Annotated in this window: 17 protein-coding genes and 1 tRNA gene; 10 read left to right on the forward strand and 8 right to left on the reverse strand. The window is 69.8% G+C overall.

Annotation, left to right across the window (positions count from 1 at the left end; genetic code table 11):
- The 3 genes from B842_RS01010 to B842_RS01020 are packed head-to-tail and all read right to left on the reverse strand — an operon-like array spanning position 1 to position 4,847.
- Positions 1-1,524: a monovalent cation/H+ antiporter subunit D family protein gene (locus tag B842_RS01010; protein WP_040084687.1), complete on the reverse strand. Its 1,524-nt coding sequence runs from the start codon at positions 1,522-1,524 to the stop codon at positions 1-3.
- The gene (locus B842_RS01015) at positions 1,525-1,899 is read right to left on the reverse strand and encodes a cation:proton antiporter subunit C (protein ID WP_040084689.1); all 375 of its coding nucleotides are present in this window, start codon (positions 1,897-1,899) and stop codon (positions 1,525-1,527) included. It abuts the gene before it with no gap.
- Positions 1,896-4,847 (reverse strand): DUF4040 family protein, encoded by a 2,952-nt coding sequence (locus B842_RS01020; protein WP_052437655.1) that lies wholly within the window; start codon positions 4,845-4,847, stop codon positions 1,896-1,898. Before B842_RS01020 ends, B842_RS01015 begins: the two co-directional genes overlap by 4 nt.
- A 117-nt stretch (positions 4,848-4,964) precedes the next feature.
- On the opposite strand from B842_RS01020, the gene B842_RS01025 reads away from it, so the two are divergent.
- Positions 4,965-6,386, forward strand: a complete 1,422-nt coding sequence (locus tag B842_RS01025; RefSeq protein ID WP_040084690.1) for an ABC transporter permease — start codon at positions 4,965-4,967, stop codon at positions 6,384-6,386.
- 162 nt (positions 6,387-6,548) lie between these two features.
- Here B842_RS01025 and B842_RS01030 read toward each other — a convergent pair.
- Both B842_RS01030 and B842_RS01035 read right to left on the reverse strand, forming a co-directional pair.
- Positions 6,549-6,625, reverse strand: a tRNA-Pro gene (locus B842_RS01030).
- 80 nt (positions 6,626-6,705) lie between these two features.
- Complete coding sequence (locus B842_RS01035; protein ID WP_082028325.1) at positions 6,706-7,638, reverse strand: metallophosphoesterase; 933 nt, start codon at positions 7,636-7,638, stop codon at positions 6,706-6,708.
- Positions 7,639-7,673: 35 nt separating this feature from the next.
- Here B842_RS01035 and B842_RS01040 point away from each other — a divergent pair, with 35 nt between their 5' ends.
- On the forward strand, positions 7,674-8,147 hold the full coding sequence (locus B842_RS01040) for a GatB/YqeY domain-containing protein (protein ID WP_040087180.1): 474 nt from the start codon (positions 7,674-7,676) through the stop codon (positions 8,145-8,147).
- Positions 8,148-8,150: 3 nt separating this feature from the next.
- Here B842_RS01040 and B842_RS01045 read toward each other — a convergent pair whose 3' ends face one another.
- A complete protein-coding gene (locus B842_RS01045; protein ID WP_040084691.1) occupies positions 8,151-10,532 on the reverse strand; it encodes a transglycosylase domain-containing protein in 2,382 nt (793 codons plus the stop codon).
- Between the two features lie 182 nt (positions 10,533-10,714).
- Between B842_RS01045 and B842_RS01050 the strand changes: the two genes are divergently transcribed.
- The 4 genes from B842_RS01050 to B842_RS01060 are packed head-to-tail and all read left to right on the forward strand — an operon-like array spanning position 10,715 to position 12,609.
- On the forward strand, positions 10,715-11,056 hold the full coding sequence (locus B842_RS01050; RefSeq protein WP_040084692.1) for a WhiB family transcriptional regulator: 342 nt from the start codon (positions 10,715-10,717) through the stop codon (positions 11,054-11,056).
- A 28-nt stretch (positions 11,057-11,084) separates the two neighbouring features.
- Positions 11,085-11,240, forward strand: a complete 156-nt coding sequence (gene sp36, locus B842_RS13550) for a Sp36 family protein (protein ID WP_156119393.1) — start codon at positions 11,085-11,087, stop codon at positions 11,238-11,240.
- Complete coding sequence (locus tag B842_RS01055; RefSeq protein WP_040087182.1) at positions 11,240-11,725, forward strand: RidA family protein; 486 nt, start codon at positions 11,240-11,242, stop codon at positions 11,723-11,725. Before sp36 ends, B842_RS01055 begins: the two co-directional genes overlap by 1 nt.
- Positions 11,726-11,778: 53 nt before the next feature.
- Entirely contained in the window at positions 11,779-12,609 is an 831-nt protein-coding gene (locus tag B842_RS01060) for an MBL fold metallo-hydrolase (protein ID WP_040084693.1), read from the forward strand.
- A 74-nt stretch (positions 12,610-12,683) separates the two neighbouring features.
- Here B842_RS01060 and glxR read toward each other — a convergent pair whose 3' ends face one another.
- A complete protein-coding gene (gene glxR / locus B842_RS01065) occupies positions 12,684-13,367 on the reverse strand; it encodes a CRP-like cAMP-activated global transcriptional regulator GlxR (RefSeq protein WP_040084694.1) in 684 nt (227 codons plus the stop codon).
- Positions 13,368-13,693: 326 nt separating this feature from the next.
- Between glxR and nth the strand changes: the two genes are divergently transcribed.
- Genes nth through B842_RS01085 form a run of 4 tightly spaced genes read left to right on the forward strand, consistent with a single transcriptional unit; the run spans position 13,694 to position 16,968 of the window.
- The gene (gene nth / locus B842_RS01070; protein WP_082028326.1) at positions 13,694-14,383 is read left to right on the forward strand and encodes an endonuclease III; all 690 of its coding nucleotides are present in this window, start codon (positions 13,694-13,696) and stop codon (positions 14,381-14,383) included.
- Positions 14,380-14,964 carry a TlpA family protein disulfide reductase gene (locus B842_RS01075; protein ID WP_040084696.1) on the forward strand — a complete coding sequence of 195 codons (585 nt, stop codon included), beginning with the start codon at positions 14,380-14,382 and terminating at the stop codon, positions 14,962-14,964. The genes nth and B842_RS01075 overlap by 4 nt, the downstream gene beginning before the upstream one ends.
- A complete protein-coding gene (locus B842_RS01080; RefSeq protein WP_040084697.1) occupies positions 14,961-15,743 on the forward strand; it encodes an NUDIX hydrolase in 783 nt (260 codons plus the stop codon). Before B842_RS01075 ends, B842_RS01080 begins: the two co-directional genes overlap by 4 nt.
- A 31-nt stretch (positions 15,744-15,774) precedes the next feature.
- The gene (locus B842_RS01085) at positions 15,775-16,968 is read left to right on the forward strand and encodes a MarP family serine protease (protein WP_040084698.1); all 1,194 of its coding nucleotides are present in this window, start codon (positions 15,775-15,777) and stop codon (positions 16,966-16,968) included.
- Between the two features lie 7 nt (positions 16,969-16,975).
- On the opposite strand, the gene B842_RS01090 is transcribed toward B842_RS01085, so the two are convergent.
- Positions 16,976-17,881, reverse strand: coding sequence for an alpha/beta fold hydrolase (locus B842_RS01090; RefSeq protein WP_245631357.1), 906 nt, complete (start codon positions 17,879-17,881; stop codon positions 16,976-16,978).
- Between the last annotated feature and the right edge of the window lie 42 nt (positions 17,882-17,923).

A 17,923-nucleotide genomic window follows, 5' to 3' on the forward strand; every position in this document is an offset into this window, starting at 1 on the left:
TCAGCGGCCTCCCTGGAGGTCGGTCAGGTCGGGGACACCGACGGGATTCTCGCCGAGGATGGCGGCGGAGTAGCCGGTGACGTCGAGAAGCCCTGCGGTGGAGGTGAGCGTGGCGTCGATGAGCGGGCCCGCGAAGACGAACATGGCGACGGAACCCGCCATGAGCACCACCGACGGCGTCAGCAGACGGCCGGAGACACGGCGTTCAGCGGGCTGGTGCTGCATCGGTTTGCCCCAGAACACCTTGCGCCACACCCGCAGCATGGACAGCAGCGCACCGATCGACGCGCCGACGATCACCGCGATGACCGTCCACGCCCACCAGTCGGCGACACGGGCGATCTCCATGACGATGAGGATCTTGCCCCACATGCCCGAGAACGGCGGGAAACCGACGATGGAGAAGGACCCGGCGGCGAACAGCGCGGCCACCAGCGGATCGCGACGCGCCAGACCCGACAGGCGTGTGAGCAGGCCGCTGGCGTAGGTCTCCTCGATGGCGCCGGAGGTGAGGATCAGCGCCCCCACCGTCACCATGTGGTGCAGCGTGTACAGCAGACCGGCCGCCAGCGCCCGCTGCGGGTCATCCGACGTGAACGCCAGAATGATGAGGATGAAGGGCATGCCGTTGATCATCTGGTAGCCCAGCACCCGACGGATCGAGTTCTCGCCCAGGCCGGCGAACGCGCCGATGAGCATGGAGACCAGCATCAGGGCGATGATCAGCCAGTTCCAGCGCGCCTCCAGGTCGAAGATGGTCACCCAGATGCGGAACAGCATGTACACCGCGACCTTGGTGTGCAGACCCGAGAACAGGCCCATCACCGCCGCCGAGGTGGCCGGGTAGGTGCGCGGCAGCCAGGTGTGCACCGGGAACACGCCGGCCTTCGCGCCCACCGCGATGAGCACCAGGCCCATCGCCACCACCACCGGACCGTTGCCCGCGGCCGCCCCCTGCAGCGCCGCGATGTTCACCGTGCCGGTGATGCCGTAGACGACGCCGACGCCGATGAGCAGCAGCGTGGACGCCGCCAGGTTGACCAGCACGAACGCGCGGCCACCGGCCAGACGGGCCCAGGTGCCGGACATCGCGATGAGGCCGTAGGACGGCAGGAGCATGACCTCGATGAACACGAAGAAGTTGAACAGGTCGGCGGTGAGCAGGGCACCGTTGACGCCCGTGACCAGGATGAGCGTGAGCGACGCGTAGTAGCGCGACACCGTCTCACCCGACAGGGTGGCGAACCAGTTGGCCGACGCCGCGACGATCATCGTCGCGATGATCATGATCGCCGAGAACGTGTCCGCCGCGAACGGGATGGCCACGCCACCGACGTACAGGCCGACGTTGTGGGCGATCGTGCCGTGCTCCGCGGTGTACGCGAAAAGCCAGGCGCCGGCCAGGATGCCGAGGGTGGGGATGCCGATGTGCAGCACATCCCGGGCCCACCGCCACGGCAGCAGCACAGCCACGGCCGCGGTGAACAGGGGGACCGCCGCGAAGAGGGGAAGTGTCCAGTCCATCTAGTTGCCTCCGGTGACAGCGGCCCGACCCAGCGTCTGCACCGGGTCGACGATGTTGTCGTCCGCGGGCTCCGGGACGTCGGTGTCGTCGTCCCGGCCCAGGGCCGCGAGGGTGAGCAGGATGGTCGTCGTCGCCATGGCGATGACGATGGCGGTCAGCACGAACGCCTGGGGCAGCGGATCGGCCGCCAGCTCCAGGGAAGTCCGGTCGGCGAAGGGCTCGCCGCGCCAGGCGCCCACGCCACCCGCGAGCAGGGTGAGGTTGCCGGCGTGCCCGAGCAGGGACATGCCGAACACGATGCGCACCATGCCACGCTGCTGGATGAGGTAGACGGCCCCGGTGACGAGCACCGCGATGGTCAGTGCCAGGATCATCGGTCGTTCTCCTTCGCGTCGGTGGCGAGCACGTCACGTGGACGCGCCGCCGGGTTGATCGGCGCAGGGAAGGGTTCCGGGGCGGGTTCGCCGCCGAAGCTGTCGCCCTGGTCGCCGCTGCTGCGGTCGGATTCGCCGTCACCGGCGGCGCTGTCGTCGGCGGAGGAACCCGGGGTGTAGTCGAGGTCGTCGAGATCCACGCCCGGGCGCAGGTAGCCGCCGAGCGCGTTGATGGCCATCGAGAGCATGCCCAGCACAGCCAGGTAGATGCCCAGGTCGAAGATGAGGGAGGTGGTCATGTGCTCACCCAGGATGTACCCGTGGATGGCGAAGAGGAAGGAGCCCTCGAGGAGGCCGAGGAAACCGGCGCCGACCGCGGTCATGATGCCGACGCCGGTCAGCCACATCGGGGTGGAGTCGCGGAAGACGATGTCGTCGCGGCCCCGCGAGAGGTAGGTCAGGCCGATCGCCGCACCCATGATGAGAGCCGCGACGAAACCGCCGCCCGGGTCCTGGTGTCCGCGCATGAACACCAGGACGCTGAGCACCGCCAGGACGGGGATGACCAGGACGATGAGCTTGCGCATCGGGATGGAGTTGAGCTGCGACTGCCCGAAGGGCGCCGGGCGGGTGCCGTCCTTGAAGGGGTGCCGCGGCATCGACTGCGCCACCGCCGCGATGACGATGGCGGCCATGCCCAGCACCGAGAGCTCGCCCAGGGTGTCCAGGGCACGGAACTCGACCAGGATCGTGGCGACGATGTTGTTGCCGCCGGTGATCTCCGGGGCCTCGGTGAGGTACCACATGGCCAGCTCGGAACGCTCCCTTCGGCCCAGCAGGGAGTACACCCCGCCGAAGGCGACGGCACCGGCGAGCAGCGCGATCACCAGGGAGCCGACCTGGCGGCGGTTCTGCTTCACCCGGGGGAAGAGGTTCGGCTGGTAGCGCAGCACCATCATGATGACGATGACGGTGAGCGCCTCGACCGTCAGCTGTGTGAGCGCGACGTCGGGGGCGCCCAGCAGCATCATCTGCAGGCTCATGCCCACGCCGGCGGTGCCGATGAGCACCGCCGCGGACAGCCGCGAGTTGGTGATCATCAGGCCGAAGACGGACACCGCGATGATGACCAGCGGGATGAGGTCCCACGGGTTGTCCAGGCCCGGGGTACGCGGGGCGGGGGTGACGCCGTCGACACCCGGCGACAGCCAGGCGGCGCCACCCAGGATGATGACCAGCGCGACCAGCGGCAGGAGGTGCCGCGAGGGGTTGTGGCTGTCGGCCATCGCGCCGAGCATACGGCCGGTGCGGGTGGCGGCTCCCACCAGGGCGGAGAGCAGCTCGTTGCCGGTGGCGGGGGCTAGCTTGCGACCCTCCAGGGCCGGCCAGATCTGCCTGCGGGCCAGGACACCGAGCACACCGAGCGCCAGCACGCCGAGGGAGATGAGCAGCGGGGTGTTCACCCCGTGCCACAGGGCCAGGTGCGACTCGTGGTTGGCGCCCATGGCGGCGACGATGGCGTCGAGGGGGGCGTCGGCAAGCGGCAGGACGAAGACCAGCGGCAGGGACATGACGCCCGGCAGGGCGGCCGGCAGCCACAGCGACACCGGCGCCTCGTGGACCTCCGACATGTCGCGTGGGCCGTCGATGAACGCACCGAAGACGATCTTCGCCGAGTAGGTGAAGGTGAGCACCGCGCCGACCGCCGCGACCGCCAGGAGCGGGCCGGAGGCCGGGGCGTCCTGGAAGGCGGTGAGCATGCCCTCCTTGGACACGAAACCGAGCAGCGGTGGCACCGAGGCCATCGACGCCGCGCCGATCACCATCGAGCCGAAGGTCCACGGCATGCGGTTCCACAGCGGGCCGAGCCGACGGATGTCCCGCGACCCGGCCTCATGGTCCACCACGCCGATGAGCATGAACAGGGAGGACTTGAACAGGGCGTGCGCGGCGGTGTGCACCACGGCCGCGGACAGAGCGAGGGGCGTGCCGACGCCGATCGTCGCGACGATCCAGCCCAGGTGCGACACCGTCGAGTACGCGGTGAGCTGCTTGAGGTCGGTCTTCTGCACGGCGAAGGCCGCCGACATGACGGCCGTGGCCATGCCGACGACGATGAGCAGGCCGTTCCACACGGCGACGTCGTGGAACACCGTGGAGAACCGCAACAGCAGGTAGATGCCGGCCTTGACCACCGCCGCGGCGTGCAGGAACGCCGACACCGGGGTCGCCGCCGCCATCGCCTCCGGCAGCCAGAAGTGGAAGGGCAGCTGCGCCGACTTGGTGAACGCCGACAGCGCCACCAGCACCGCCACCAGCACTGTCAGCTCCGGGCGCTGCGACCAGAAGTCGCTGGCCAGGATGCCGGTGAGGTTGGTGGTCCCGGCGGCCGTCGCGGCCACCGCCACCGCCACCAGCAGCGTCAGACCGCCGATGAAGGTCAGGATCAGGGTGCGCACCGAACCGGCCTCACCCCCGGAACCGGAGCGGGCTATGAGCATGAACGACGCCAGCGAGACGAGCTCCCAGGCGAGGAAGAGGAGGACCACGTCGTCGGCGAGGACGAGCAGCAGGATCGACAGCGTGAACGCCGTCATGATCGTGTAGAAACTCGTGTTGCCCCTGCGGGGCGGGAGATAGGCCGCGGAGTAGATGAACACCACCGCGCCGATGACCAGCGCCAGCAGCGCGAAGAAGAGGCTCAGGGCATCGCCGCGCAGCGTGAAACTGACGTCCATGCCGGGGGCCACCACATCCGGCACCCACACGCGGTCGAAGGTCAGGGGCCGACCGTCCATCACGCCGGGTAACTCCCGGCCGAGCAGCACCGCCCCCACGAGGAACAGGCCGGCCAGAGGCCACCCTGCTTTTCTGTCCAGGATGTGCACCGCGGGTGGGGCCGCTACAACCGCCAGTGCCGCGAGCGCAATGACAAGAATCAGTGTCACAGGGAAACCACGCTCTATTAGCTCGGGGACATGTCAGATCCCATCTGACGTTACCAGCCGGATACGACGGTGCGCCTACCGCACCTGGCACCCGTTCTACCAGTACTTTCATTAGGCATGAGCCCCTCCCTGCGCAACTGGATGACCGCCTTCATGCTGCTGGTGCCCCTGATCCTCGGCGCCACCGTCGCCGCGGTCACCAACCTCGACCCCGCCCGCAGCTGGAGCAGCGCCGATGAACCGGCCGCCGCCCCCGCCCCCGTCCCCACCACGGAGCTTGTCGACGCCCGCCGCGCCGCCGGTGAGGCCGGCGCACAGGCGGGGTTCCTCGCCACCGGCACCGGCGAGCTGAAGGACGGCGTCGCGGAGATGCGCAGCGGGGCGGAGGCCCTGCCGCAGCAGTTCGCCGAGGCCGTCACCGGGGCGCAGCAGCTCCACCAGGGGCTGATCGAGCTGCAGGCCGGCGTCGGGCAGCTGGGAACCGGCGCGAACGACATCGCCGACGGCGTGGGCAACGCCGTCGACCAGGTCATCGGCTTCGGTGCACTGCAGGGGCAGCTGCTCGGGACGCTCGACGCCACCCTCGAGGAGATCGGGGACACCGAGGACCCCGTGCTCGTCGAGGCCCGCGCACGCCTCCTCGAGCTGCGCGGCCAGGTGGAGATGATCCGCCTCGACGGGCCCCTCGCCGATCAGCTGCAGGCACTCAAGGACGGCTCCCGTGACCTCGCCAACCAGCTCGGCGTGCCCGGCTACGCCTTCCACGACGGCGTCTACTCCGCGACGCGTGGCGCCCAGGACCTCTCCTACGGGCTGACCCAGGCGCAGGGTGGGGTGGATGAGGCGGTGGCGGGCGTCGAGAAGCTCGATGAGGGGGCCCAGCGTATCGACGGCATGGCCACCCGCACCCAGGACCGCATCGGCGACGTCCAGCGGGCCCTCCCCTCCACCATGACGGCCGCCGGGGAAGCGGAGGGGGAGGGGGAGATCCTCGGCCTGTCGCCCATGTTCGCGCTCCTCATCGCCTCCCTGGCACTCATCGGCGGTGCCTTCGCCGGGGCCACCCGCCGCTGGTGGGTGCTCGCCGCGGCCGTGCCCGCGCTGACCGCAGCCGGGCTCATCCTGCTGTGGCTGGTCGGCGTCGGCGCCACCACCCAGACCCTCACCTGGTCCGCGCTGGTGCTCGCCCTCGGCGTGCTGGCCTCCGCGACGGCGACCCGTGCGCTGCTCGGCGTGTTCGGCATGGTCGGCGGCTCGCTCTCCGCTGCGGTGCTCGGCCTGGTGCAGCTCGGCCTGGTCGGCTGGGTGTGGAGGAACCTCACCACCGCGGAGGTCTCCGGCGCGTGGCAGATCGTGGCCAACCTGTCCCCGCTGAGCTGGGCCACCGCCGGCCTGACCACCGCGGGCAACGACGCCTCCCCGGGTGTCCTGTGGCTCGCCCTCGGCGTGCTCGGCGGGATGGCCGTGGTGGGGCTCGTCGGCGGGGCGCTCGACCGGCAGGGGCCGCAGAAGGACGCGGATGCGGTGGAGGCACTGTAGGCACTGCGCGCGCCACACAAGTTCGGGTTCACTCTGTCGAGAGGACACCCCGGGGGCCGGACACGTTCGAGAGGAGACTCCTCTCGAACGTGTCCTCTCGCCGTTGCGGTTTACCGTGGACAGCAGAAAACCCCCTGGCCCGAAAGCCAGGGGGTTGTCATGTGGTCGGGATAACAGGATTTGAACCTGCGACCTCTTCGTCCCGAACGAAGCGCGCTACCAAGCTGCGCCATATCCCGGTGTCCTGCGGTGTACTGCCGTACTCCGTGGTACCTCGAATACCTTAGCCCACAGTAGTCATAAGAGGCAAAACGTGAGGTCAGGACTCCTTTTCGGTGATGCGGAGCAGGGTTGCCGAGGGTCGGCAGAACAGGCGCAGCGGAACGAAGCGTGAGGTGCCCAGACCGTTGGACACGTGCATCTTCATCCGGCCGAAGTCGTGCAGCCCCTGGGCGCGCGCCCGGTCGATGCCGCAGTTGGTCACGATCGCCCGCGAGCCCGGCAGGCACAGCTGGCCGCCGTGCGTGTGGCCGGACAGGGACAGCTGGTAGCCGTCGCGCTCGAACTCGGTGAGCACACGCGGCTCCGGGGCGTGGAGGAGCGCCAGGGAGAGGTCGGAGTCGGGGTGCGGGGCACCCTCGATGAGCGAGTAGTCGTCGAGGTCGTGGTGCGGGTCGTCGACACCCGCGGCGGCGATGCGGACGGAACCGACCTGGAACTCCAGGCGCCGGTGTGTGGCGTCCTGCCAGCCGCGCTCGATGAATGCGGCGCGCATGTCCCGCCACGGCAGGTCGATGTACGACGGGATGCGGCGCATGCCCAGCAGGTACTTGAAGGGGTTGGGCAGCTGCGGGGCCCAGTAGTCGTTGGTGCCGAAGACGAACATGCCCGGGCGGTTGAGCAGCGGGCCGAGCGCGCGGAGGACGTCGGGGACGGCGCGTTCGTCCGAGAGGTTGTCGCCGGTGTTGACCACCAGGTCCGGCCGCAGCGCGTCGAGGGCGCTGACCCACGCGATCTTGTCGCTCTGCCCGGGGATCATGTGCAGGTCCGAGATGTGCAGCAGCCGGAACTCCGACTTCCCGCGCAGCGTACCGGGGGCGAGCAGGGGGACCGTGATGTCCTTGAGCTCGAAGCGGCGGAGCTCCGCGTTGCCCCAGACGGCCAGTCCCGCACCCGCGAGGGCGGCCGCGCCGAGGGCTCCGGCGAGGGGGAGGAAGCTCTTCTTCAGGGTCACCTTGGCAGTCTCGTTCACCCGGACCACCCTACCCGGGGAGTACCGTGGTCAACATGAGTGAGCTCAAGGACAAGATCCGTGCCGACCTGAAGACCGCGATGCTGGCCAAGGACAAGGCCCGCACCGGCACCATCCGTATGCTCCTGGCTGCGATCCAGGGTGAGGAGACCACCGGCGTCAAGCATGAGGCGACCGACGAGGACATCCTCAAGGTGATCGCCCGGGAGATCAAGAAGCGCCGCGAGTCGGCGCAGATCTACACCGACAACAACCGCCCCGAGCTGGCCGAGACTGAACTCGCCGAGGTCGCGGTGCTCGAGGAGTACCAGCCCGCACAGCTGGATGACTCGGCTGTCGCCTCGCTTGTCGACGACGCCGTGGCCACCGTCGCCGCCGAGGCCGGTATCGAGCCGGGTGAGGTCTCGATGAAGCAGATGGGCCAGGTCATGAAGGCCGCCACCGCGGCCGCCGCCGGCCAGGTGGACGGCAAGCGTCTGTCCACCGCAGTGCGCGCGAAGCTGGCCTAGCTGTCAGAGGCCGAGGGCGTCGCGCAGCTGCTCGGCGACCTCGTCGAGGTCCTGCTGCGTGATCTGCGGGCGGCGCGTGGTGGTCGCGGGGGCCGGGTCGGGGGACGGCTCCGTGTTGCGCGGGGCGGGCGTGTAGCCGCGGGAGATCTCCAGGATCACCGTGGCCCCGCGCTCGAGGATGCCCTCCGCGACGGCGCGTTCCACCCGTCCCTGCGGCTGCTGGCCGTCGACGGTGCGGGTGACCACGTGGTAGCCCCGCCCCTCCAGGACGCCGCGTGCCGCGGTCTCGGTCATGCCGACCACCTCCGCCAGGACGGCGTTGGTGGTGCCGAGGTCGTACTTGGGGTCATGGCCGGGCAGCACGCCGTTGACGGCCGCGGGCAGCATGTTCGCCGTGTTGAACCAGGTCTCCGCGGCCTCCCGGCCACCGAAGAGGTTGCCGCTGCCGCACTGGCGCACGGGTGACGTGCACAGGGGGGAGGTCGTGGTGCCGTCGTTGTAGATGTACGGCGCCGCCGCGAAACCGCTGTTGAAGCCCAGGAACGCCGAGGACTGGTGGGATTCCGTGGTACCGGTCTTGGCCGCGGCCCGCCCGCCCCAGCCGGTCACGGACGCCGCGCGGGCACCGGTGCCGGAGATGAGGTCCTCGGCCATGCCGTCCGCCAGGGCGTTCGCGATGCCCTCGTCGACGGCCTGCTCGCAGTCGGGGCGCTCGAGGAAGACCTCCCGGCCCTCCCGGTCGGTGACCGACGCGATGGGGGTGGGCTCGCACCAGCGGCCGCCGGAGGCGAGGGTGGCTCCGACGTTGGACAGCTCCAGTGGGTTCACGGCCGTCGGGCCGAGGGTGTAGGAGCCCAGGTTGGCGTTGCGCATGTAGTCGGCGATGGAGTTCTCGGAGTCGAAGGTGCCCGGCTTCTCGTAGCTGCGCAGGCCCAGCTTCACCGACATGTCGACGACCGCGGGCACCCCGACATCCTCGATGAGCTTGATGAACGTGGTGTTGGGGGAGTGGGCCAGCGCCTCCCGCAGGGTCATCTGCGGCTGGTAGGACCCGGCGTTCTCCACGCAGTAGGTGTTGGGCGGGCAGTTCGCCGCGCCACCCGTGCCCAGTCCCCGGGCCTCGTAGCGGGCGGGGACGTCGAGGACGGTCTCCAGGCCCATGCCCTTCTCGATGGCGGCGGCGGCGGTGAAGACCTTGAACACCGAACCCGCGCCGTTGCCCACCAGGGAGCTGGTCTGCGGCAGGACCGTCTCGCCCGCCTCCAGGTCGAGGCCGTAGTTGCGGGAGGAGGCCATGGCGAGGATGTTGCGGGAGTCCCGGCCCGGCTCGACGACGTTGATGACCTCGGCGACGCCGGTGGCCATCGGATCGACCGCCCGGGACACCGCCGCCCGCGCCGCGTCCTGGGTCTGCGGATCGAGGGTGGTGTTGATGGTGTAGCCGCCGTCGAGAAGCTGATCGCGGCCCAGCCCCTTGTCCGCGAGGTAGGTGAGGACGTAGTCGCAGAAGAAGCCGCGGTCACCGGCGGCGATGCAGCCGTTGGGGAGGGTGGCGGGGGCGTCGAGAATGCCCAGCGGCTCCGCGATGTGCGCCTCGGCCTCCTCGGCGGTGAGGTGGCCGTTGGCGGCCATCGCCCGCAGCACGGTGTCGCGGCGGTTTTTCGCGCCCTCGGGGTTGGTGTACGGGTTGAGGTACTCGGAGGACTGGACCATGCCGGCCAGCATCGCGGCCTGGGGGACCGTGAGCTCGGCGGCGCTGGACCCGAAGTAGGTGCGGGCCGCGGCCTCCACGCCGAAGGAGCGGTTGCCGAAGGGCACCAGGTTGAGGTACCTCGTCAGGATGTCGTCCTTGGAGAGGTTGCGGTCCAGGTCGGAGGCCATGCGCATCTCCCGCAGCTTGCGGGGGATCGACTGCTCGACGGCGGCGGCCTGCTCGTCCTCGTCCTTCGCCTCGATGAAGAGGAGGTAGTTCTTCACGTACTGCTGGTTGATCGTCGACGCGCCCTGCTCCACGCCGCCGGCCAGGACGTTGGTCACCATGGCGCGTGCGGTGCCCTGGATGTCCACGCCGTCGTGCTCGTAGAAGCGGTGGTCCTCGATGGAGACGATCGCGTCCTTCATGTGCCGGGAGATCTGGTCGTTCTCCACCGCGTACCGGCGCTGGTTGTACAGCCACGCGATCGGCTGCCCCGCGGCGTCGTTGATCGTGGTGACCCCCGGGGTGGTGCCGTCCGTCAGGTCGGCGAGGTTGGACTGCATCGTCTCGTTCGTACGGGCGATGCCGACGCCGGAGATGCCCGCCACGGGGGCAAGCGCGAGTGCGCCGGCCACGCCCGCGATCACGGCGGCGGCGGTCATGTTAGCCAGGGATTTCCACACAGACACGCTCCTACCCTACGCAGAGATGGGGGGAGTAGGGAACTAATGATTGCCCCTAGGAGTGTGACCTATTCGACTTCTTGTTAGGTCTGTGAATAGACTTACATGCAGTAAGTAGGCATTGTGAGCTGCACAGTGAGCGGTGCCACGTACGCGCCGCGAATGGCCTTGTCAGATTGGAGAGCACGATGGCAACCCCCCTCGCCGGAGAATCCTTCCGTTCCCCCTCCAAACCCCCGCAGCAGCCCGTCTCCTACGAGCGTGGCGAGTGGATCACCCAGGCCAAGTGCCGTGCCGGAGACCCGGACGCCCTCTTCGTCCGTGGTGCGGAGCAGCGCAAGGCCGCCGTCATCTGCCGCCACTGCCCGGTGGTCACCGAGTGCCGTGCCGACGCCCTGGACAACAAGGTCGAGTTCGGCGTGTGGGGTGGCCTCACGGAGCGTCAGCGTCGCGCCCTCCTGCGCAAGAACCCGCACATCACCAGCTGGGCGGAGTACCTGTCCTCCGGTGGGGAGCTCCACGGAATCTGATCCACCCCGCCGCGGGTAGTGTGGTGCCATGACCATTTGGGAGTACGCCACTGTTCCGCTGCTCAGCCACGCCACGAAGCAGATCCTCGACACCTGGGGCGAGGACGGCTGGGAGCTCGTCACCGTCATTCCGGGGCCGAACCCGGAGAACGTCGTCGCCTACATGAAGCGGGAGGTGAAATGATGACCACCTGGTCCGCGCGCCTCAAGCGCCTGCAGATCACCCTGCCGAAGGTCGCCGCCCCCGTCGCGGCGTACGTCCCGGCCCTGCGCACCGGTAACCAGGTGTGGACCTCGGGTCAGCTGCCCTTCGTCGACGGTCAGCTCGCCGCCACCGGCAAGGTGGACGAGGACGTCACCCCGGAGGAGGCCACCCGCCTCGCCCGGACCGCCGCGCTCAACGCCCTGGCGGCCGTCGACGACCTCGTTGGTATCGACAACGTGACCCGCGTCGTCAAGATCGTCGGCTTCGTCGCCTCCTCCGACGGCTTCACCGGCCAGCCCGCCGTGGTCAACGGTGCCTCCAACCTCATGGGGGAGGTCTTCGGTGAGGCCGGCGCCCACGTCCGTTCCGCCGTCGGCGTCTCCGAGCTGCCGCTGGGTTCCCCGGTGGAGATCGAGCTCGTCGTCGAGGTCGCCGACGCCGGCGGGGACCTCACCAGGGACTGATTGTTCGGTCATTCGGTTCGGCACGCGGAGTCAGGCGGGCTAAGCTGGTGCGCATGGAGCATCCTGCCTACAGCCAGCTTCGACCGGTGTCCGATTCCGTGTCTGTCGTCCTGTGCCCGAATCCGGGGTACGCGTCCCTCGAGGGGACGAATTCATGGGTGATCCGTGCTGAGGGGGACTCCCACAGCATCGTGATCGACCCGGGCCCGGAGGATGAGGGTCACCTCAATGTCCTCGGCGCCAAGGCTGAGACGGTGGGTCTCATCCTGCTGACCCACCACCACCCGGACCACGCCGACGGTGCCCACCGCTTCCGTCAGCTGACCGGTGCCCCGATCCGCGCCTTCGACGCCACCGCCTGCGCCGGTGACGTCGAGCCGCTCGTCGACGGTGAGATCGTCTCCGTCGACGGCGTCACCCCGCAGATCGAGGTCGTGCACACCCCCGGCCACACCGCCGACTCGGCGTGCTTCTTCATCTGGTCCGGCAAGCCGGGTGCCTCCACCCTGGAGGGCATCGTCACCGGTGACACCATCGCCGGCCGCCACACCACCATGATCTCCGAGACCGACGGTGACCTGGGCCAGTACATGGACACCCTGCGTCTGCTGGAGGAGCGCGGCCGGGACGTGCGTCTGCTGCCGGGCCACGGTCCGGAGGGCGATGACCTGTCGGCCTACGCCCGCAAGTACATCGACCGCCGTGAGCACCGTCTCCGTCAGATCCGCGAGGTCCAGGGCCGTCTCGGTGCGGACGTCGACCTGAAGACCCTCATCGACGAGATGTACGACGACGTCGACCCGGTCCTGCGTCATGCCGCCGAGCAGTCCACCCGCGTGGCCCTGCGTTACCTGGCGAAGCAGTCCGCAGAGTCCGCGCAGTAGAGCATCCGCGTACGGAGGAACCCGCCGCCCCTCGAGGGGCGGCGGGTTCCTTCTTCTCTGTGCTGCAGACTGTGTCAGCGGGCGCGCTTGGCCAGCGACTCGGTGTCCACGATGAGGACGGACTTGCCCTCGAGACGGATCCAGCCGCGGTGGGCGAAGGTGGCCAGGGCCTTGTTCACGGTCTCACGGGAGGCGCCGACGAGCTGGGCGATCTCCTCCTGGGTGAGGTCGTGGTTGACGCGCAGCGCGCCACCCTCCTGGGAGCCGAAGCGGTTGGCCAGCTGCAGCAGCGTCTTGGCGACGCGGCCCGGCACATCCGTGAAGATGAGGTCGGCGAGGGAGGCGTTGGTGCGGCGCAGGCGGCGGGCCAGGACGCGCAGCAGCTGCTGGGCGATCTCCGGGTGGTCGGACACCCACTGCTTGAGCATGTCCGAGTTCATCGTGGCTGCCTGCACCTCGGTGACGCAGACCGCGGAGGAGGTGCGCGGACCCGGGTCGAAGATGGACAGTTCGCCGAACATGTCGGACGGGCCCATGACGGTGAGCAGGTTCTCGCGGCCATCGGACGCGTGGCGGGCGAGCTTCACCTTGCCTGCGGTGATGATGTAGAGGCGGTCACCGGGCTCGCCCTCTTCGAAGATGGTCGTTCCACGGGGGAAACGGACGGTCTCCATGTCCTTGATCAGGTTGCTGACGGCAACCGGATCCACTCCCTGGAAGATTCCGGCGCGGGACAGGATCTCCTGTACACCTTCCAATTGTCGCTCCTCGGTTCTGTGACGGCACGCCGGGAGGACCCCTGGATATGTGGTCGTGGCCCTGCTAGGGGCACAGGTGTGACTCTCGGCGCAGTGTGTTCCTCACTACCTTACCGTGCAATCGGTCACTAGCGGGACTGGTGAGGGAAATTTGTCACATTATACCGACGCGGGCGGCAACGCGAATCGTCAGGAATCGTCCCGCGAAGGCAGGATCCAGGAATCCAGCTTCTCCATCTGCATGGCGAACAGGGCGAGGACGAGGGGAGCGGCGACGACGAGCACGACAGTCATGTTGGAACATCGTAGTGGCTAAGCTGTCCGGTATGCCGGTCAGATCCTCCTCCCCCCATCCCGCCGCCCGCGGCGTCGAGACTGACCTCGGACGCACCCGCCGGGCGCGCCGCATCAACCGCGCCCTGGCCGCGGAGTACCCGGACGCACACTGCGAACTCGACTTCACGTCCCCCTTCGAGCTGACGGTGGCCACGGTGCTCTCCGCGCAGACGACGGACGTCCGCGTCAACCAGGTCACGCCGGAGCTCTTCCGCCGCTTCCCGACGCCCGCCGCCCTCGCCGCCGCCGGGCCGGGGGAACTGGAGGAGATCCTCCGTCCCCTCGGCTTCTTCCGGGCGAAGGCGCGCAGCCTCATCGGCCTGGGGGAGGCGCTGCTCGCGCACTTCGACGGTGAGATCCCCCGGGACCTCGAGGACCTGGTCACCCTGCCCGGCGTGGGGCGGAAGACGGCGCTGGTGGTGCGGGGCAACGCGTTCGGGCTGCCGGGGCTGGCCGTCGACACGCATGTCAGCCGCCTGGCGCAGCGCCTCATGCTCACGGAGGAGACCGACGTGCTCCGGATCGAGCAGGACCTGTGCGGGCGCATCGAGAAGAAGGAGTGGACCATGTTCTCCCACCGGATGATCTTCCACGGCCGACGGGTGTGTCACGCCCGCCGACCGCAGTGCGGGGAGTGCGTGATCGCGCGGGACTGCCCCTCCCGGGAGGTGGCGGCATGACGCGGCAGGCCGTGTGGACCGTCGTCGTCGGCGTGCTGCTCACCGTGGCGGTGGTGGCCGGCGCCTTCACGATGCTGCGGACCGTGAACAACCCGGACCCCGCCCCCGAGAACGCGGGCACCCTCGACACCGACGCGCTCATCAGCGACGTCGGCGAACGTCCCGACTGCCCCGCCACCGGGGCCGGGGGAGTGGAGCTGGACTGCCTGGGCGGGGAGAACGCGCCGGTGGCGTCGTCAGGCATCACCGTGGTCAACGTGTGGGCCTGGTGGTGCGGACCCTGCCGCGACGAGCTGCCGTACTTCGACGAGTTCGCCGCCGCGCACCCGGAGTACACGGTCGTCGGCGTGCACGCGGACCGGAACCCGGGCAACGGCGCCGCCATGCTCGACGAGCTGGGCATCTCCCTTGCCAGCTACCAGGACCTGGACAACACCTTCGCGGGCACGCTCGGACTGCCGGGCGTCATCCCGCTCACGGTGGTCTTCGACGGTGAGGAACAGGTGGCGCTCTTCCCCCGCACCTTCGCGTCGACCGCGGAGCTGGAGGCGGTCGTGGCGGAGGCGGTGGCCGGACGATGAGGATGGACTTCGGCCCGGACCACCCGGGCCAGAACATCGACCTGCGCCCCCAGCGTGCGCCACGGTGGATGCGCCGGCTCATCAACGGGGTGGACGGCGTGTACCACCACCGGGACGTCCGCAGCGTCGACGCCCGCGGGCGGACGACGCCGCGCCCGGCGGACCAGTCGGCGGCCGTGCTCATGCTCTTCTCCGGCGCCGACCACCTGCAGGCGGACCCGCCGGAGGACGCCGCGGTGCTGCTCACCCACCGTTCGCCGTCGATGCGCTCCCACTCCGGGCAGATCGCCTTCCCCGGCGGCCGGATCGACCCGACCGACCTCAGCCCCGTCGACGCCGCCCTGCGGGAGGCGTGGGAGGAGACGGGGCTGGACCGCACGACCGTCACGCCCGTCGCCACCCTGGAGCCGGTGCACATCCGGGCGTCCGGTTACCCCGTGCACCCGGTGCTGGGGCACTGGCACACGCCGGGGGAGGTCGGGGTGGCCAGTCCCGCGGAGGCGGACGACGTGTTCCCCGCCTACCTGTCGGACCTCGCCGACCCCCGCAACCGCCTCATGGTCGGGTGGGCGGGCTGGACGGGGCCGGCGTTCACCATCAACGACTACCTCGTGTGGGGCTTCACGGCGGGGCTGCTCTCGGGTCTGCTGCACCAGGCGGGGTGGGAGAGGCCCTGGGACCGGGAGACCACTCTCGACCTGCAGGACACGCTGGCGAAATCGCGTAACGACGAGCCCCGTTATTCCGAACCGGACAACCGGGTAAGATTCCTCCGATAACCCGCTGACCCCGTTAGGACCTGAACGACCCGTGACCCCCGCCCTCCTCATCGACGGTCTCGTCATGCTGGTCGTGCTGTCGGCGATCGTCGTCGGCTGGCGTCAGGGGGCGTTCGCCTCGGTGCTGTCCACCGTCGGCGTCGTCGCCGGCCTCATCCTCGGTGCGGCCCTGGCCCCGCCGGTCATGCAGCTCACCGACTCGGTGGCGCTGCGCTTCCTGCTCGGGCTGGGCACGATCATCATGCTCGTCGGTCTGGGCAACCTCGTCGGCGGGATGCTCGGGGCCTCGGTGCGGGAACGGATGCGCATGCGCTCCTCCCAGACCATCGACTCGGCGGTCGGGGCGCTGTTCTCCGCGCTGGCCACGCTCATCGTCGTCTGGCTGATCTCCATCCCGTTGGCGACGGGTCTCACCGGCACCGTCAGCCAGGGCATCCGCAACTCGGTGATCCTCGGCGCGGTCGACAGGAACACCCCACCGGTCCTGGCCGACCTGCCGACGCGCATCACGGTGCTTCTCGACGACTCCGGCCTCCCGCCCCTGTTCGCCCCCTTCGACGAGCCCCCGGCGCGCGAGGTCGAGGCCCCCCGCATCCACGTCGAGGACCAGGCGCTCGTGGAGCGCCTGCGCCCGGCCGTGGTCCACGTCCAGGGTGACTCAGATGAGTGCCGTCGCCGCCTCATGGGCTCCGGGTTCGTCACCGCCCCCGACTACGTGGTGACCAACGCCCACGTCGTCGCGGGCACGCAGACCGTGCGCCTGGACACCGTCCTCGGGGTGCGGGAGGCGGACGTCGTGTACTACAACCCCGGCGTCGACCTCGCCGTCCTCCACGCCCCGGACCTGCAGCTGCCGGTCCTGCCGTGGGCCGCGGTCCCGGCGGAGTCCGGCGCCGACGCCATCGTCATGGGCTTCCCCCAGTCCGGCCCCTTCGAGGCCGCGCCCGCCCGTGTCCGCGAGGACCTCACCATCGCCGGCCCGGACATCTACTCCACCGGCCGGGTGGAGCGTGAGGCCTACACCGTCCGCGGCACCATCCGGCAGGGCAACTCCGGGGGTCCGATGGTCGACACCTCCGGCAACGTCCTCGGCGTGGTTTTCGGCGCCAGCGTCGACCAGACCGACACCGGCTACGTCATCACCGCCGCGGAGGCCCAGCGTCAGATCGGTGACGTCACGACCCTCACCGCCCCGGTGAGTACCCGGGAGTGCGTGGCCCGGTAGCGCCGCGTCAGAGGTCCAGCGTCCCCGCGAAATGCTCCACGACCTCGGTGAAGCCCTGCGGGTTCTCCAGGTGGGGCAGGTTCCGGGAACCGGGGACGTGGCGGACGGACAGGGGGGCGTCGACACGCGTGAGCGAACGGCGGGCCAGATGACGCCGCACCGACTGCAGCGGCTGGATGAGCAGCGTCGGGGCGGCCACCGGGGCGTCCACCCACCGGCTCGACGCCATGAGCAGGCGACTCGTCCGCAGGACCGCCGGGCGGGTGTGACCGATCTGCGCCGCCCGCTGCCGCAGCTCCAGCTCCTCCCGGAAGGCGGGGGTACGACGGAAGTCAGGGGTGGTGGAGGCGATGAGGTGGCGTCGGTAAGCAGCGGCCCCGAGCAGAGGCAGCAGGGGGTGCGCCAGCGTCGACGCATGGAGCCAGGGGCGGGTCACCACGGCCCGCCGCAGGTCGACGGGGTGCGCCGCACTGACGGAGACCAGCCCCGCGACGAGGGTGGGGTAGTAGGCGGCCAGCGCCCACGCGACGGTGCCGCCGGTCCCGGCCCCCACCACCACTGCCCGGTCGTGCCCCAGAGCCCGGATGAGGCCTGCGATGTCGCCTGCGGCGATACGCAGATCATCACCCGAGGTGGACGGCGGCTTGTCGCTCAGGCCGTAGCCGCGGGCGTCGACCGCCGCCACCCGGAACCCCCGCGCCGCCAGCGGGGCGATCACCCGCCGGAACTCGAACCAGCCCCCGAACGTGTCGTGCAGCAGCACCACCAGTGGATCCCCCGGATCACCCGCCACCGCAGCATGCAGCCGCAGCCCCCGCGTGTGCACCATCTCGTGCCGGAAAGGACCGTCGAGCTCCACGACGGACGGGGACAGGACAGGCCGCCGCCGACGGCGGGGGAACAGTGCGGACACGGCGGGGACCTCCCTCAACCTCTCAGGAACGAAAAAGCCGCC

The organism is Corynebacterium humireducens NBRC 106098 = DSM 45392 (assembly GCF_000819445.1).
Taxonomy (GTDB): Bacteria; Actinomycetota; Actinomycetes; order Mycobacteriales; family Mycobacteriaceae; genus Corynebacterium; species Corynebacterium humireducens.

What these genes read in the sequence shown, in the direction of transcription:
- B842_RS01010 (WP_040084687.1), bottom strand. Translation starts at nt 1,524, where the DNA reads ATGGACTGGACACTTCCCCTCTTCGCGGCGGTCCCCCTGTTCACCGCG.
- B842_RS01015 (WP_040084689.1), bottom strand. Translation starts at nt 1,899, where the DNA reads ATGATCCTGGCACTGACCATCGCGGTGCTCGTCACCGGGGCCGTCTAC.
- B842_RS01025 (WP_040084690.1), top strand. Translation starts at nt 4,965, where the DNA reads ATGAGCCCCTCCCTGCGCAACTGGATGACCGCCTTCATGCTGCTGGTG.
- B842_RS01040 (WP_040087180.1), top strand. Translation starts at nt 7,674, where the DNA reads ATGAGTGAGCTCAAGGACAAGATCCGTGCCGACCTGAAGACCGCGATG.
- B842_RS01050 (WP_040084692.1), top strand. Translation starts at nt 10,715, where the DNA reads ATGGCAACCCCCCTCGCCGGAGAATCCTTCCGTTCCCCCTCCAAACCC.
- sp36 (WP_156119393.1), top strand. Translation starts at nt 11,085, where the DNA reads ATGACCATTTGGGAGTACGCCACTGTTCCGCTGCTCAGCCACGCCACG.
- B842_RS01055 (WP_040087182.1), top strand. Translation starts at nt 11,240, where the DNA reads ATGACCACCTGGTCCGCGCGCCTCAAGCGCCTGCAGATCACCCTGCCG.
- B842_RS01060 (WP_040084693.1), top strand. Translation starts at nt 11,779, where the DNA reads ATGGAGCATCCTGCCTACAGCCAGCTTCGACCGGTGTCCGATTCCGTG.
- nth (WP_082028326.1), top strand. Translation starts at nt 13,694, where the DNA reads ATGCCGGTCAGATCCTCCTCCCCCCATCCCGCCGCCCGCGGCGTCGAG.
- B842_RS01075 (WP_040084696.1), top strand. Translation starts at nt 14,380, where the DNA reads ATGACGCGGCAGGCCGTGTGGACCGTCGTCGTCGGCGTGCTGCTCACC.
- B842_RS01080 (WP_040084697.1), top strand. Translation starts at nt 14,961, where the DNA reads ATGAGGATGGACTTCGGCCCGGACCACCCGGGCCAGAACATCGACCTG.